The sequence below is a fragment of the Gluconacetobacter asukensis genome (genome assembly GCF_014174375.1).
In the GTDB taxonomy this organism is placed as follows: Bacteria; Pseudomonadota; Alphaproteobacteria; order Acetobacterales; family Acetobacteraceae; genus Gluconacetobacter; species Gluconacetobacter asukensis.
Genome location: NZ_JABEQE010000006.1, coordinates 222329 through 238014, shown reverse-complemented (window position 1 = coordinate 238014; position 15686 = coordinate 222329). Strand labels below are relative to the sequence as shown.

Annotated in this window: 14 protein-coding genes; 11 read left to right on the top strand and 3 right to left on the bottom strand. The window is 64.5% G+C overall.

The features are described from left to right. Nucleotides 1–534 precede the first annotated feature (534 nt). The 5 genes from HLH35_RS09390 to spt all read left to right on the top strand — a co-directional run bounded on the left by HLH35_RS09390 (nucleotide 535) and on the right by spt (nucleotide 6517). Nucleotides 535–1932, top strand: coding sequence for a lipopolysaccharide biosynthesis protein (locus HLH35_RS09390; protein WP_338029323.1), 1398 nt, complete (start codon nucleotides 535–537; stop codon nucleotides 1930–1932). Nucleotides 1933–1937: 5 nt separating this feature from the next. Further along, complete coding sequence (locus HLH35_RS09385; RefSeq protein ID WP_182978881.1) at nucleotides 1938–3071, top strand: sensor domain-containing protein; 1134 nt, start codon at nucleotides 1938–1940, stop codon at nucleotides 3069–3071. Nucleotides 3072–3137: 66 nt separating this feature from the next. Beyond that, nucleotides 3138–4874: a fatty acyl-AMP ligase gene (locus HLH35_RS09380; protein WP_182978880.1), complete on the top strand. Its 1737-nt coding sequence runs from the start codon at nucleotides 3138–3140 to the stop codon at nucleotides 4872–4874. Nucleotides 4875–5064: 190 nt separating this feature from the next. After that, complete coding sequence (locus HLH35_RS09375) at nucleotides 5065–5316, top strand: acyl carrier protein (protein ID WP_182950899.1); 252 nt, start codon at nucleotides 5065–5067, stop codon at nucleotides 5314–5316. A 4-nt stretch (nucleotides 5317–5320) separates the two neighbouring features. After that, nucleotides 5321–6517, top strand: coding sequence for a serine palmitoyltransferase (gene spt, locus HLH35_RS09370; protein WP_182978879.1), 1197 nt, complete (start codon nucleotides 5321–5323; stop codon nucleotides 6515–6517). 54 nt (nucleotides 6518–6571) lie between these two features. Here the strand turns inward: spt and HLH35_RS09365 are convergent, their stop codons facing one another. Both HLH35_RS09365 and HLH35_RS09360 read right to left on the bottom strand, forming a co-directional pair. After that, nucleotides 6572–7531, bottom strand: coding sequence for a hypothetical protein (locus tag HLH35_RS09365; RefSeq protein ID WP_182963973.1), 960 nt, complete (start codon nucleotides 7529–7531; stop codon nucleotides 6572–6574). Between the two features lie 5 nt (nucleotides 7532–7536). Further along, entirely contained in the window at nucleotides 7537–8508 is a 972-nt protein-coding gene (locus tag HLH35_RS09360; protein WP_182978878.1) for a diacylglycerol kinase family protein, read from the bottom strand. Nucleotides 8509–8629: 121 nt separating this feature from the next. On the opposite strand from HLH35_RS09360, the gene HLH35_RS09355 reads away from it, so the two are divergent. The 6 genes from HLH35_RS09355 to HLH35_RS09330 all read left to right on the top strand — a co-directional run bounded on the left by HLH35_RS09355 (nucleotide 8630) and on the right by HLH35_RS09330 (nucleotide 14660). Beyond that, complete coding sequence (locus HLH35_RS09355; RefSeq protein WP_338029322.1) at nucleotides 8630–9526, top strand: metallophosphoesterase family protein; 897 nt, start codon at nucleotides 8630–8632, stop codon at nucleotides 9524–9526. Between the two features lie 25 nt (nucleotides 9527–9551). Beyond that, nucleotides 9552–10748: an LptF/LptG family permease gene (locus tag HLH35_RS09350; protein ID WP_182978876.1), complete on the top strand. Its 1197-nt coding sequence runs from the start codon at nucleotides 9552–9554 to the stop codon at nucleotides 10746–10748. Continuing rightward, nucleotides 10745–11851 (top strand): LptF/LptG family permease, encoded by a 1107-nt coding sequence (locus HLH35_RS09345; RefSeq protein WP_182978875.1) that lies wholly within the window; start codon nucleotides 10745–10747, stop codon nucleotides 11849–11851. Before HLH35_RS09350 ends, HLH35_RS09345 begins: the two co-directional genes overlap by 4 nt. Beyond that, nucleotides 11848–12630 (top strand): sterol desaturase family protein, encoded by a 783-nt coding sequence (locus tag HLH35_RS09340; protein ID WP_182978874.1) that lies wholly within the window; start codon nucleotides 11848–11850, stop codon nucleotides 12628–12630. The genes HLH35_RS09345 and HLH35_RS09340 overlap by 4 nt, the downstream gene beginning before the upstream one ends. A 74-nt stretch (nucleotides 12631–12704) precedes the next feature. Then, entirely contained in the window at nucleotides 12705–13415 is a 711-nt protein-coding gene (locus tag HLH35_RS09335; protein WP_182978903.1) for an NTP transferase domain-containing protein, read from the top strand. A gap of 159 nt (nucleotides 13416–13574) precedes the next feature. Beyond that, nucleotides 13575–14660 carry a glycosyltransferase family 4 protein gene (locus HLH35_RS09330; protein WP_182978873.1) on the top strand — a complete coding sequence of 362 codons (1086 nt, stop codon included), beginning with the start codon at nucleotides 13575–13577 and terminating at the stop codon, nucleotides 14658–14660. A 5-nt stretch (nucleotides 14661–14665) separates the two neighbouring features. Here the strand turns inward: HLH35_RS09330 and HLH35_RS09325 are convergent, their stop codons facing one another. After that, the gene (locus HLH35_RS09325) at nucleotides 14666–15577 is read right to left on the bottom strand and encodes a glucosamine inositolphosphorylceramide transferase family protein (protein WP_182978872.1); all 912 of its coding nucleotides are present in this window, start codon (nucleotides 15575–15577) and stop codon (nucleotides 14666–14668) included. Nucleotides 15578–15686 lie beyond the last annotated feature (109 nt).

Genomic DNA, 15686 nt, shown 5'->3' with positions numbered 1-15686 from the left:
AAACTCGAAGCTATAAAAACGCATAAATCAAAGAAATATGCATCACAGCGTCCAAGCAGGCATCAATCAAACCCAGGCTAAACCCAGATCAAAACCAATCCCTAACAACCCGTTTCCACAGGCCGCCAGAACGCCGCCAACATATCCCTTCCATTCCATATTCTATTGTCAAAGAACAACTTCTAATCCCATCCACCCCAGAAGGGCCAAAGAAACTAGCAGATCATCCCCACCAGGTCAAGAACCTCAGCCCGGCGGTGAAGAGCGATCTACACCCCACCCCATACACCGTCAACACAGGAGTTCAAAAAAAATCAAAAAAATTGCTCAGGCAGGAAAAATATCCCGGAAAACCGCCATTCCTGATTTAGAGCCATCCAGACCGGCGGGGCCCGTCCTACCCTGCGAAGAGTGATTTTGCATCACCGCCGCCTTTCATGTTCTTACTCCACCGCCCTATCTGACAGGTGCCGGCCGCTTTCACGCGGCCTTCTTCATCCAAATCGAAACCGATAAAGCAGGCTCCATCTCCTCGTGTCCGCCGCCTCACCGATCCAAGCCTCCCCCAACGAACGACGCGGCCTTCGGCGCGCCTTCCGCAATCTGGGGGTTTTGCTTGGCGGAAGGGCCCTCAATGCTCCGCTCAGTCTGCTGCATGCTTCCCTCGCCATCCACCTGCTGGGCGGTTACGGCTTCGGCCTGGTGGTCATGCTTTACGCCTTCGCCCGCACCATCGGCGATCTGGTGGATTTTCAGTCATGGCAGACCCTGCTGCAGTATGGCTTTCATCCCTTGGGCGACAGGGATCTGCCACGCTTCCATCGCGTCCTGCGCTTCAGTCTGATCCTGGATCTGATCGGAGGCATCGCGGGCTGCGTGATCGCTGTCATCGCCAGCCTGACGATGGGACAGATCCTGGGCTGGCCGCCGGTCCTGCACCCTATCGGCACATTCTACAGCCTGACCCCCCTGTTCATGGCCGCCGCCACACCGACGGGCGTGCTACGCATCCTCAATCGCTTCGATCTGCTGGCCCTGCAGGGCAGCACGGCGACGCTCGTGCGTCTACTTGGAACATTGGCCCTGCCGGTGATCGGCCCCTCTTTCGAGCATCTGGCACTGGTCTGGATGCTGGCCGAGATCCTGTCCTTTACGCTGCTGTTCGGCCTGGCATGGCACGAACTGCACAAGAGGGAACTGATGGCCGGCTTCTGGACAGGGATGGCAGACATCATCCCGGATCTGATGAAAGGCAGAATCGCCGTCGATTTTCCCGGGATCTGGCGCTTTGCCTTCATCACCAATGCCAACGCCACCCTGTCACTGGTCTTCAGCCATGTGACGACGCTGATCGTCGGCAGCGTGCTGGGCCCCGTCAGCGCGGGCTATTATCGTATTGCCAGCCAGATCGCCGCCGGCATCGCCAAGCCCGGAACGATGATGCAGCAGACCCTCTATCCCGAAATGGCCTCCCTATGGCGGGAGGGCGCGACCGAACGGATGTACCGTCTGGCATGGCAGTCCAGTCTGGCAGCGGGAGGGATCGGATGCCTGCTGATGGCCTTTGCGCTCCTGCTGGGGCGCCTACTGTTGGGGCTGGTAATAGGCACACAGGATCAGGCAGCCGTCAGCATTATGCTGTGGATGCTCGGTGCCGAGATCGTGGCGATTTGCGGCCTGCCGCTGGAGCCGTTGCTGATGACATTCCGCCGCGCGGGCGCCGTTGTGATCGCACGCTGTGTGGATGTCGTTTTCTTCCTGCCGATTCTGATGATTCTGATCCATTTCTATGGACTGGAAGGCGTAGGCCCAGCCAATGTCGGCGGAGCGATTGTCCTGGTTCTCATGCAACTGGCCATGGCGTTGCATGCACGCCGAACGCTGACGCCCAACACCGCCTCCCCGAGCGCGTCCAATCCGGGGCCGGCCTGATCCCAATGCGCATCGTCTTTCCCTATATCGCCCAGCCCCACCAAATCGCCCATTCCCTGCCAGTCGCTATGGAAATCGCGCGCCGATATCCGGAGATCGCGGTCCATATCGCTTGCCTGACCGACGAGCAGGAAGCCTATATACGGCGCCTGGCCAGCCTCTATCCGGACTCGCAGGTCGCTTATGAACGGCTGACCCTGCCCGGACCGTTACGACGACAATTGACCCGTCGCGGGCCCAGCGTCCTGACCAAGCTGGCAACCCTGCTTTTCAACAAGAATTATTTCGAGACATTTCAGGCGATTGTCGTTCCCGAGCGCACATCCCTCTATCTGCGCAGGATCGGGCTACGCGCACCCCGCCTGATCTGGACCCGACACGGAGCCGGAGACCGCGCGGTGGGCTTTGCCCGGGATGTCCGACATTTCGATTTTATCCTGATGGCAGGAAGAAAGCTGGAAAATCGCCTTCTGACCCAGGGCTCGCTGCGCCCCGGACATTACGTCACAGGGGTCTATGCCAAATTCGATCTCGTGCGCCTGATGCATAGCAACGCCCCACCATTGTTTGGCAACAGGCGCCCGACAGTTCTCTATAATCCGCATTTCAATCCCAAGCTGACATCATGGTATAAGTTGGGCACTCAAGTTCTGGACTATTTTGCCAATCAGGACCGATACAATCTTGTTTTCGCGCCGCATTACCGGCTGTTTGACGCACATCGCGACAAAGCTGCGAGCATCCTGCGCGCCTATGAGGGAATACCGCACATGCTCATCGATCCGGGCAGCACCAAGAGCGTCGACATGACCTATACCATGGGTGCCGACCTCTATCTGGGCGATGTCAGCAGCCAGGTGGCCGAATTTCTGATCAACCCGCGTCCCTGCCTGTTTCTTGACGCGCATGAGACGAAATGGCACGACAATCCCGACTATCTGTTCTGGTCCCTGGGGCCGGTGATCGACACGGCGGCCAGCCTCGGTCAGGCTCTGGATGGCGCCGTCGCCGGGCACCCGGATTTCCTTGACCGGCAGAAATCGTATATACGCGAGACCTTCGGCCTGGCGGATATCGGGCCAACAGCGCCGATTGGCGCGGATGCCATCGTAGAATTCCTCCGAAAGGCGCATTCATGAACGCCTTCGCCATCGCTTTGAACCTGCCTTGATTACATGCTCCAGGTGGAAGATTCGTTACCTGAAATGACACTCTCTCCGACTCCGACAGATTCTGGTCAGACGCGACGCCTCGGCGATTTTGCCACGTTTCCGGAAGCTCTGGATTACGCTGCCCTCGGGGAAGCGGGATTCAACGTCTATTCCGGCCGTGGCCAACTGCTGGAGTCCCTCCCCTACCGAACACTGCGCGAACAGGCGCTGGATGTCGCACGACGGCTGCTGACACTGGGGCTGCGCCCGGGTGAGCGGGTGGCAATCGTCGCGGAAAGCGATGGTGATTTCGCCCGAATCTTTTTCGGCTGCCAATATGCAGGGCTGGTACCGGCGCCGCTGCCGCTGCCAGTCGCGTTCGGCGGACGCGAAGGCTATGTGACAACCCTGCGCGGCATGATCGAGAGCGCCGGCGCCGTCGCCGTCATCGTGCCCGACATCATTGCCGGCTGGACGGGCGAAATCGTCGAAGGCTTCGATCTGCGTTTCGGCGGGCGTCCAGCCGACCTGATGGCCCTGCCGGTCGGCCCGGTCGCGCTGCCGACCGTCTCCCCCGACGATCTGTCCTATCTCCAATTCTCCTCGGGCAGCACCCGCTTTCCGATGGGGGTCGCCGTCACCCAGCAATCAGGCATGGCAAACGCCCGCGCAATCGCTCGCGACGGCCTGAAGGTCCGCGAAACCGGCGACCGGTGCGTGTCGTGGCTGCCACTGTATCATGATATGGGCCTCGTCGGCTTCTTCCTCACGCCGGTCACCTGCCAGTTGACCGTCGATATGCTGCCAACGCGCGAGTTTGCCCGTCGTCCCCATGTCTGGCTGGATCTGATCAGCCGCAATCGCGGCACCATTTCCTACAGCCCCTCCTTCGGTTTCGAACTGTGCGCGCGCCGTGCTTCGACGGTCACGCTCGAACTGTCGTGCTGGCGTGTCGCGGGAATCGGTGGCGACATGATCCGTCACCATATCCTCGAGGAATTTGCCGAACGCTTCGCGGCGTCCGGATTCGACGGACGGGCGTTCACCGCCAGCTACGGCATGGCCGAGGCCACGCTGGCCATCAGCTTCGTGCCGCTCCATACTGGCATCCAGACCGATACGGTCGATCTGCGTTTCCTGGAGACGCAAGGTGTGGCACGCCCCTCAAACGACCCCTCGCATGCTCTGAGAACATTCACCCTATGCGGCAAGGTTCTGCCCGAGCATGAGCTGGAGGTTCGCGACCCTGCGGGGCGGCCTCTGCCGGACCGCAAGGTCGGCACCATTTTCGTCCGTGGCCCCAGCCTCATGCGCGGCTATTTCAACCAGCCCCAGGAAACCCAGCGCGTTCTGGATGCCAGCGGCTGGCTGAATACCGGCGATCTCGGTTACATGATCGACGGGCAGGTGGTCGTGACCGGCCGCGCCAAGGATCTGATCATCATCAATGGCCGCAATATCTGGCCGCAGGACCTGGAATGGTCCGCCGAGACCGAAATCGGCGCCCTGCGCAGCCGCGATGTCGCCGTCTTCTCGATCGATCAGGAGAAGGGCGAAAAGGTCGTGGCCCTGATCCAGTGCCGCGCGTCCACCCCCGAGGCCCGCGAAACCCTGCGCAATGAAGCCGCCAGCCTGTTCCGCCGCCAGCATGGGGTCGATGTCTCCGTGATCCTGATCCCACCCCATACGCTGCCGCAGACTTCGTCGGGCAAGCTGACCCGCGCACGGGCCAAGGCCATGCTGCTGTCGGGCGCTTTCGATTCGGTCAGCGAGACCGCATCGGTCGCATGATCCGCTGGGGCCTGCCCCGCGACAGGCCCCAGCTTCAATACTGGCCAATCGACCGGATTTCGATATAAGGACATCCTCTTTGTTGAGAGGGGGCGCAAGCAGTCCGCCAGACTGCCCCGCTCCCCGATATGGCAGGCGGGGTTCGGGCACGTCACACGGGGACGGCTCCCGCAATAAGGATGCATTTATAATGAGTGAAACGGTCGCGGACGTCTCTGCCCTGATCATCCAGACGCTGCTGGCGAATCCCAAGGTTCCCCGCGACATCAGCGGCAGCAGCAAGATCGTCGAGGATTTGGCCTTCGATTCACTCGCGGTCATGAATTTCGTAATGGAAATCGAGGATTCCCTCGACGTATCCGTTCCGCTCGACCGGCTTGCCGACATTCGCACCATCGACGACCTGGCCAACTGCATCGTGTCGCTGAAGCAGGGCGACTGACTCCATGTCGATCTTCACCAAATACGAGCCGCTGGCCCGTTCGCTGGCGGCCGTGACCAATGGCGGAGGCCGCAACCCGTTTTCCGTCGTGATCGACCACCCCGTGTCCTCGACCGTGGGCGTGATCGAAGGGCGTGAGACCCTGCTGTTCGGCACCAACAATTACCTGGGCCTCAGCCAGAGCGAAGCGGCGATCGATGCCGCGATCGACACACTGCGTACCCATGGGGTCGGCACCACCGGATCGCGCATCGCCAATGGCACCCAAGGCCTGCACCGCCAGTTGGAAGAGCGTATCGCCGCCTTCTTCCGCCGTCGGCATTGCATGGTATTCTCGACGGGCTACCAGGCGAATCTGGGCATGATCTCGGCCCTGGCCGGCAAGGACGATTATCTGCTGCTGGATGCCGACAGCCACGCCAGCATCTATGACGGCAGCCGGCTCAGCCAGGCGCAGGTCATCCGTTTCCGCCATAACGACCCCGAGGATTTGCACAAGCGCCTGCGCCGCCTGGACGGCACACCGGGCGCCAAGCTGATCGTCGTCGAAGGCATCTACTCAATGATGGGCGACGTGGTGCCGATGGCCGAGTTCGCGGCAGTGAAGCGCGAAACCGGCGCCTGGCTGCTGGCGGACGAGGCCCATTCCGTGGGTGTCATGGGCGAACACGGGCGCGGCGTCGCCGAAGCCTGCGGGGTCGAGGACGATGTCGATTTCGTCGTCGGCACCTTCTCCAAGAGCCTGGGTACGGTCGGCGGCTACTGCGTTTCGGACCAGGACGGGCTGGACCTGATCCGGCTATGCTCACGGCCCTATATGTTCACCGCGTCGCTTCCGCCGGACGTCATCGCCGCCACCATGGCAGCGTTGAGCGAGCTGGAGCAGCAGCCTGAGCTGCGGCACAGGCTGATGGACAATGCCCGCCGCCTGCATGCCGGCCTGAACGCGATCGGCCTGCGTACCGGTCCGCAGGCCAGCCCCGTCGTATCGGTGGTTCTGGACGAGGTCGCCCAGGCGGTACAGTTCTGGAACCGGCTCCTGGATCTGGGCGTGTATGTCAATCTCAGCCTGCCGCCCGCAACCCCCGATCAGCACCCGCTGCTGCGCACCTCGGTGATGGCGACGCATGACGCGGCGCAGATCGACCAGGCCATCGAAATCTTCGCTACGGTGGCCCGCGAAATAGGAGCCGGTCACTAAACGCCCAGCCCCGCACCCGTCGTCCTCAGGCGACGGGGAAGCCCCCGACGCTCTTCAGCGCCGGAATATCCCAGCCCCTTTCAGCCGCCAGAGCAGCCGGGGCAGACAGATCAGCGGATGTCTGGCCTCGAACGGGGTCAGCGCAAGGTCGAACCCACTATGCCGGCGCACCTTCCAGGCGATGTAGCGCGCCCCGCCGGCGAAGGTGAAGGCGGCCTTGAACAGACGTGCCGCATTCAACGGGCGCCCCAGATCGGCCCGAATCCGCCATTGGCGACCCGCCCGTGCGCGCGCGTCGGTCGATACTGCCGGACACAGCATGTCGCCCTCCCGCACGAACGAAAGGCCGGACGCAGCCCAGGCGGCCGGCAGCAGCACGTCGAAGCGCGCCCCCAGATCACCGGCCAGCAGCGTGGTGGGACGATCCCCCCCTTCGACCCGCAATTCCGCAGCATAGGTCCGGCGGAACAGGCTTTCCCAATAGGCCTGCGCCGTTCCGCTCTCAGGGCCTAGCAGAGCCGCCCACCAGGCGGCCACAGCCACGGCGCGGATCAGGCAGCCCAGGATCGCGTCGGCCGCCGCCGCGTCGCGCACCCAGACCAGTCGCACCGGCTGGCAGAAGCGTGCCCAGATCGTGGTGTCCAGATTGCCGCGCGCCGTCAGCGCCCGGAACTGCGCGACGGTCAGGATGGCGACCTTGGCCCGGACATATCGGCCATCGATGGTGCGCTCATGATATTCCACATTGGGCGGCAACAGCGCATTCGCCTCGCGCGCCGCCCTGCTGCGCGGCCAGTCCGCCTGCCGATCCAGCACGACGTAGAAATCGAGAATGCCCTCCGGGTCCACCTGCCGCAGGCCAGATCCATAGAACAGCACCCCCAGTACCGGCGCATCCCCGACCAGTTCGCCGACAAAAGCCGTCACCGCCGGTTCCACCGGCCGAACCAGCTCGTCCGTCAGGATACGGGCGACCCGCCCGGCGGCGAAAAGATCGTATCGCACGTCATCCATGGGGATCAGGCATTCCGGATAAAATCGAAAGCCGGCCCCGCCGACAGATAGGTCTGCCCATCCGGACCGGAATCCAGGATTTCGCCATCCAACACAAAGTCGCCTTCCAGTTTCAGGGCCAGACGATCGGTACGGCCACGCCGGTAGGATGGCGAATGATCCAGCCATGCGGCGGACTGCCCGCGCAGTAACGACCATGTCGCGGAAAGCAGATGTTCGGGAAAGGCTGCGACGCTGAGATAAGACAGGCCATGCCCCTCGCGCGACGCAAAAGGCCACATGCCTCCGGGCAGGCATGCCAGCGTGGAGGCGAGGAACAGGAAACTGTCCGCCATCCGCGACACCTCGTCCCCGACCGCAAGCGTCACGGGATCGCCGGCCAGCCATTTACGGCGGGTCGAGCGGAAAACAAGCCGCCCCAGCGAGGACGCGATCGCGACCCCGACCGCGAGATCATGCGAAAAGCGGTTCAGGATGACCGGCCGATGGGCGATACGGATTCCGCGCGTGAAGGCCGCTGCACCATGAAACATCCCCAGCACGGCCGGACGCGCCGGATCGGACCAGCGAACGGCCAGCACGTCGCGCCGCAGGACGCGGCGTCGCAGGGCGCCTTCGCCGGCCAGGACGCTCAATCGTTCAAGCGCCACCTTGCCACGCAGACCGAACCCCACATCGGCAGCGATCAGATTGGTATTCCCCGACGGCAGCACGGCAAGTGCGGGCAACGCGTCCGCCGGATAGCATTGATGAATGGCGGACATGACATCGCTGACAGTGCCATCCCCCCCGTCGATCGCAATCACCCCGACCTCCCGTCGGGCCAGTTCGGTCACGATCTCGACCAGGGCAGGCTTGGACGCCGAATGGAAGAACAGCGGCCCCAACGCCTGGGACGCACGCCGACGGAACGAGCCGTCTTCACGGCCATTGCGGCGGCTGCGCGGGTTGTGAATCAGGGCGAACCGCTCGCTCACTCCCTATCGACCTTTCTCTCTGGCACCGACATTCTCAGGGTCATAAGCCGCGTTCCCGGCATTATTGCAAGATCGTGAACCCCCGCGGGACATGGAGGCCGACGACAGTGCGGAGGAAACCGTGAACGATATTACCCTGGCCCATCTGTCCGATCTGCACCTTGCGCACGATGGATTGCGGTTTCCGACCTGGGCCCTGCTGAACAAGCGCATGACCAGCCAGCTCTCCTGGCGGCGAAAGCGCCGTTTCCTGCATGTCGACACCGTTCTGGAATCCCTGGTCACCGATATCCGCGCCATGACACCGGATGCCGTGGCCCTGACGGGGGACCTCACCAATCTGGGCCTCGCGGTGGAATGCCGCCGGGCGGCTTCATGGGTGTCGGCGCGCCTGCCCCAGCAGACGGCGATCATCCCCGGCAATCACGACATGCTGGTGCGCGCGCCCTGGGGCACCACGCTGGGGCTCTGGAAACCCTGGATGGCGGCCCGGCCGGATGATTTTCCCTTTGTCCGACGGATCGGCCCGCTCGCGCTGATCGGCGTCAATTCCGCCTGCCCCACCCCCTGGTTTTCCGCCGCCGGGCGGATCGGGGCGGCGCAGGCCACCCGCCTGACCGACATACTGCATGAAACCGGCCGCGAGGGCGCCTTCCGCGTGGTCATGATCCATCATCCACCGGTTCCCGGCATCGTGTCCCGCCGCAAGGCACTGCTGGATGGCGGCCTGTTCGCCACCGCCATTGCCCGGGCGGGGGCCGAACTGGTCCTGCACGGCCACAGCCATCGCTCCGGCCTGTCCTCCCTACCCGGCCCCACGGCGACGGTGCCGGTGCTGGGGATCGCCTCGGCCTCGATGCTGGCCCGGGGCCAGGAACGCATGGCCGCATGGCACCATATCCGCATCGCCCGCACCGGGCGCGGCTATGCCGCCGAAATCCGCCGCCGGCTGGTCGTACCGGGCCTGCCGGTCCAGGAACTGCCGCCCTGGCGCTTCGATGTCTATCGCCTCCCCTAGGCGATGCTTGTATGTGTGGGCCGACATGATGCGCGCGCCTCGCCCTTCCGCCTTGCTGCAAAGGATCACGCCGGGAACCCTCGACCGTTATCTGGTGCGGCAAATGGCACCGCCTTTCCTGATCTCGCTGGCCGTGGTGATGACAGCGCTGCTGCTGGAACGGCTGCTGGTCCTTCTGAACGTACTGGCAGCGGATGGCGGCACGCTCAAGATCTTCGCCGGGCTCCTGGCCGACCTCATCCCCCATTATCTGGGCCTGGCCCTGCCGGCAGCGATCTGCGTCAGCGTCTTTTCGGTCGTTCGGCGGATGAGCCAGAACAACGAGATCGACGCCCTGATGGCCAGCGGCATCTCGCTGCTGCGGATCGCGCGCCCCTTCGTCATGGTGGGCTCGGTCATGGGCCTGGTGGGGTTCAGCCTCTATGGCTTCATCCAGCCTTATGCCCGCTACGATTTCCGGCAGGCGATGTATTTCGCCGCCCATGCGGGCTGGGCCCCCCATTTGCAAAGCGGGATGTTCGCAACCCCCGCCGACACGTTGATGCTGACTGCGGACCGGGTCGACGGGGCCGGCACGCGCCTGCACCACGTCTTCATCCGCGACCGGAGCAGCGGGCTGGAACGCGACATTTCCGCCGAGAGCGGAACCTTGCGGATCGCCGACGACCGGACCTCGGTCCGGCTCGACCTGGCGCATGGCATCATCGTCACCGACCGGCAGGACACAGCACCGACCCTGGTGCAGTTCGACACCACCACGCGTATCTTCCAGACCGTCTCGCAGGCCCACACCTTCCGCTGCCGCGGCAATGACGAGCGGGAACTGACCCTGCTCGAACTGCTGCGGGGCGTGCATACCGGCGATCCGGCAATCCGCCGGCCCCATCTGGTGGCCGAACTCCATTTCCGCCTCGCCCGCGCCCTGGCCATTCCCTTCATCCCGATCCTGGCCTGTGCACTCGCGGGCGTGGCCAAGCGCCAGCGGCGCAATCTGGGGCTGGCCATCGCCGCCATCAGCCTGGTCGGCTTCGATCACGCGCTGCAACTGGGGCTGAGCCTGGTCGCCAGCCGCTCGATGTCGCCCTGGCTCGTCATATGGGGGCCATTCTCCCTGTTCTGCGGCGCCTGCGTCTGGCTGATCATGCACCGGGCCGGATCGGCGGGGAGTGGCCGGATCTGGCGACGCCCCTTCACCCGGCTGTCGGCCAGCCCCTCACCATGAGGACGCCGTCCCCCTCGCCGACGCGCAACGTACTGATCGGCTACCTGACGCGCGAACTGGTCGGACGAATCCTGACGACGGCGGCCATCCTGCTGGCGCTGATGGAGATCCTGGCGCTGCTGGAACAATTGACGCCGATCCTGGAACGGCACCAGGGCGCGCGCGGCATCGGCTATTTCATGATGCTGCACGCCCCCATGCTGGTGGGCGGCATCCTGCCGCTGGCAGTGCTGATCGGCTCTCTGGTCCTGCTGGTACAGATGACGACCGGCAGCGAGATCGCGATCCTGCGTGCCGCCGGCCTCACCACCCCCGGCCTGACCCGCCTGATGCTGCCCGCGATCATCGCACTGGGCGTGGCCGGGGCCCTGGTCGATGACCAGATCACGCCGCGCTCGGAACTGGCGCTGGCAAGCTGGTGGAACCGCACCGATCCCCATCCCGAAACCGGGCACGGCTTCTGGTTCCGCGCCGGTACGACACTGGCCGATATCGGCTATGTCGCCCATGGCGGCACCACCGTCACCCATGTCGACCTGTATCAGCGGGGGCCGAACGGCCGCCTGCTCCGCACCGTTCATCTCGACACACTTCGCTATGCGGACGGTACATGGACCGACAATGGCGGACGCAGCCTGGAGCCGACCGGCGCCACCGTCCGTACGGCCACGCTGTCCCCCGCACCAGCGCTGGCGCATGGCTGGCCTGCCAGGATTCGCCCCGCCGACATGATCCGGCTGTCGATGGACACGCCCCCACTTTCGGCCGCCACCATCATCGCGATCCTGCGCGGCCGCATGCCCGCGTCCCAGCCGTCGGCGGCCCTCCGCACTGCACTGCTGGCACGGGTGCTCACACCCTTCAGCTTCGCGGTAATGCTGTTATTGGCCTTGCCGGTGGTCTATATCCCACCACGAAGCGGAACACGCAGCTGGCTGCCGGTCTGGTGCCTGGGGGCCGGCCTGCTGTTCGTGGTCTTCCAGGGCATGCTGCGGGCACTGGGCAACGCCGGCACGCTGCCCGCCCCGGCGGCAACCCTGCCCGGCATCGTGATCTTCACGCTCGCCGTCTGTGCCCTGGTGTTGAGGATTGAAGAGAGATGATCGGCACGACCTTACACAACACGAATCTTCGCACCGGCCGAAGCTTCGACCTGGGGAAAATGAATCTCCGCCAGTTGTGGATCGCCTACCTCACTTATCCGACGATCCTGCTTTATATCGTTCTGGCCGTGATCAGCTTCGTGGTCCTGGCGCGGCAGTTCCCCGGCATCGGGCCGACCCTGGTCGCCGCCGGTGCCGTCGTCGCGGTCTACCCGCTGGCGTGGTACATGATCCACCGCTTCATCCTGCACGGCCGCTTCCTCTATCGGATGAAATGGACGGCCACGCTGTGGAAGCGCATCCATTTCGACCATCATCAGGACCCGCATCTGCTGGATGTGCTGTTCGGCTCACCGCTGAATACCATCCCCACCATCGCCATCATCACCCTGCCGATCGGCTACCTGATCGGCCATGTCGGCGGCGCCGCGGCGGCAATGGGCACCGGGCTGGTCATCACCTGCATCTATGAATTCTTCCATTGCATCCAGCACCTGAACTACAAGCCGCGGATGCGCTGGATTCAGAAGATGAAGCAGCGCCATGTCCTGCATCACTTCCATGACGAGGACGGCAATTACGGCATCACCAGCTTCGTCGTCGACCGCGTCTTCGGCACCTATTACGTAGATGCCCGCGCCCGGCCGCGCAGCGCGCATGTCTTCAACCTGGGCTACGATCTGGAAGAAGCCGGCCGCTATCCCTGGGTGATGGAACAGACCGGCGCGCCACCGCGCGACCGGCCGGACGGGGCGACACCGCAGCGGAACGCAGCGTGACGTCCGATACCCCGCCGGTCGCCCCCCTGACCGTCCTGGTCCTCGCCGGCACCCGCGCCGGCGCCGAGGATCCGATGGCCAGCGCCGCCAACGTGTCGCACAAGGCGATCTTGCCCGTGGCCGGCCGGCCGATGATCGCGCGGGTGCTCGACGCGCTCGCCGCCAGCCCCCGCGTCGGCCGCATCGTCATCAGTATCGAAACCCCCGGCATTCTGGCGGGCCTCATGCTGGAGCATGCGGTGGATTTCCTGCCGCCCGCCGCCGGCCCCAGCGCCAGCGTGATGGAGGCCCTGCGCACGCTCGGCACCCCGCTGCTGGTCACCACCGCCGACCATGCGCTGTTGCGCCCGGAATGGATCGACGCCTTCCTCGACTCCGTCGACGCACAGTGCGACATGGCTGCCGCCGTCGCCATGGAGGCCGATATCGCGCGCGACGTCCCAGGCACGAAACGTACGATGATCCGTCTGGCCGATGGCGCCTTTTCCGGCTGCAACCTGTTCCTATTCCGCACGCCGGCGTCGATCGGCGTGGTGCAGCTGTGGCAGCGGATCGAGCAGGAACGCAAACGGCCGCTGCGCATGGCGCACCTGCTGGGGATCGGCACCCTGCTGCGCTACGTGACTGGCGGCCTGACCCGCGCGGCCCTGTGCGCAAGGGTCGGCAGCCTGAGCCAGGCCTCGGTCAAACTTATCGCCCTGCCCGACGGCCGTGCCGCCGTAGATGTCGACAAACCCGCCGACCTGCTCCTAGTGGAATCCCTGCTCCGGAAATCCCCCGAATGAAGGGCGCCTCTCTGTTCTTTTTTGAAAAAAAGAACCAAAAAACTTTTGATTCCTTAAGGGAAATCCTGCGGGCATCGTCACAAACCAAACGAATAAAAGTCTTTTTGCTTCTTTTTCTTCAGAAAAAGAAGAAAGAGACCGCACGGTTCGCATAACTCCATGCGCATCGCCTACATCATCAACTCACTGGAGGGCGGCGGCGCTGCCTTCCCAGTGCCCGACATCACCGGCGTCCTGCGCCGCGCCGGGCACGAGGTGGCCATCTTCGCGCTGCTCCGCCGCGACGGCCGCGCCCTGGCGGCGATGCAGGCAGCCGGCCTCCCGGTCGAAATCTGTCCCGAAGGACGACGCGACCACCTGGCAGCCCTGCGCTGGCTGGACCGCCAGATCGGAGACTGGCACCCCGACCTGATCTGGACGTCCCTGACCCGGGCCACCGTGATGGGACAGATGGTGGGGCTGAAGCGCCGCCTCCCCGTCGTCAGTTGGCAGCACTCCGCCGGCCTAAGTCCCGCCAACACCCGCTTGCTGCGCAGCCTGCGGGGACTGAGCCGGATCTGGGTCGCCGATTCCAGCTGCGTGCTGGATTTCATGCGCCACCGGCTGCGGATTCCGGCAAACCGCGCCGCATTGTGGCCAATCTTCCGCGCCGATCCCACCTGCCCGCCCGCCCGCGCCTGGCAAGCCGGCGAAATCGTACGGATCGGCTCGCTGGGTCGGCTGCATCCGGTCAAGGGCTATGACGTACTGTGTCACGCCCTGGCGCTGCTGAAGAACGACCTGTCCCTGCCACCTTTTCAGGTCACCATCGCCGGTGAAGGCGACGCACGCCCCCAACTCGAAAGTCTGATCCGGGAACACGGCCTGACCACGCTACGCCTGGCAGGATTCACCAGCGCGGTGGCCGACTTCCTGTCCAGCCAGCACGGCTACGTCCAGCCCTCATTGCATGAAGGGCTGTGCATCGGCGTGCATCAGGCCATGCAGGCGGGCCTGGCCCCCATCGCCTCCGCGGTCGGCGAGATCCGCTACACCGTGCAGGACGGCGTGTCCGGACTGCTGGTTCCCCCCGCCGATCCCACCGCCCTGGCCGAGGCCCTGGCAAGGATGCTGCGCCAGCCCCACGCCATGGCCACCATGGGCCAGGCCGCACGAACCCACGTGCTGGACCTGTTCGCCCCCGAACGGTTCGACGCCGCCGGCGAGGCAATCCTGGCACGAATCACGGCTCCTCGGCGCGACTGAGGCTCCTATCGGCCCTTGCCGATCCTCCGCCGGCTCAGACGAGCCAGTTCGATCGCGATCCGGCGCGGCGAGCGGCTGATACGCTTCGCATCCACCAGCGTCACATCCCCGGCTGCAGACAAGGTATGCAGCCCATCGGTATAGGGCTTCCAATCCGCCGCCGCGACGATGGGTGCGCCGGCCCGGGCGGCAAAGTGCTGCGGCCCCAGTTCGGTGATCGTCAGGGGCACGATCGCCCCGCCATACGTGCCCGTGCAATCCTGGGTCGGCAGCACCACCCGCCCATCGACCAGGATCGGCGTGCCCCCCGGCCGCGCACTCCGACGATCCCGCCGCACCGGATTGCCGGGATGCAGATGCCACGGGCCGCGCAGCGTATCGGCCCAGGCGACATGCAGCAGGCTCTGCTTGTCTTCCGCCGACCCGCTGGAGGGGCTGTAGAACATCCACCACCTGCCATCGATCCGCACCGGCGAGGCATCGATCGCCGCTTCGGGAAAGGCGAAATCGGGGACCTTCTCCCATCGATCGGGAAAGGAGACGGCGCGATACAATGTCAGCCGACCGGACCGATAGGCTTCGGGCAGCAGATAGATCTCATCCCCCTCCGCGACCACCACCGGATAGGACAGATGCCACGGCTCGGACAGCGCCGACCGTGCATCCAGAAGATTCATGGACCGATCGAAGACGAAGACGTCGATCCGCCCGATCCGGTCGCGATAGTCATAGGCCTCGGCAAACAGATACAGCCTATCATCCCGCCACAACCCGAACGGATCGGCCAGAAAACGGAACGGGCCGGGGTCCGGCAGCCAGGTCACCGGCAACCCGTCAACGCCGCCACGCGCCAGGATTTCGGGCAACGCGCAGGGCAGAATGCCCGTCCGCCAGATATCGGTGCGCAGGATGCCCATGCCGCTCCCCATGCTGCAAGGCCACCCCATGACGGCCGCCGAGCGGTCTATCCCATCAGGCCGCATTCGCAAACCTCGGCGACCGTGACGCGCCGACCTACCCGTGGCA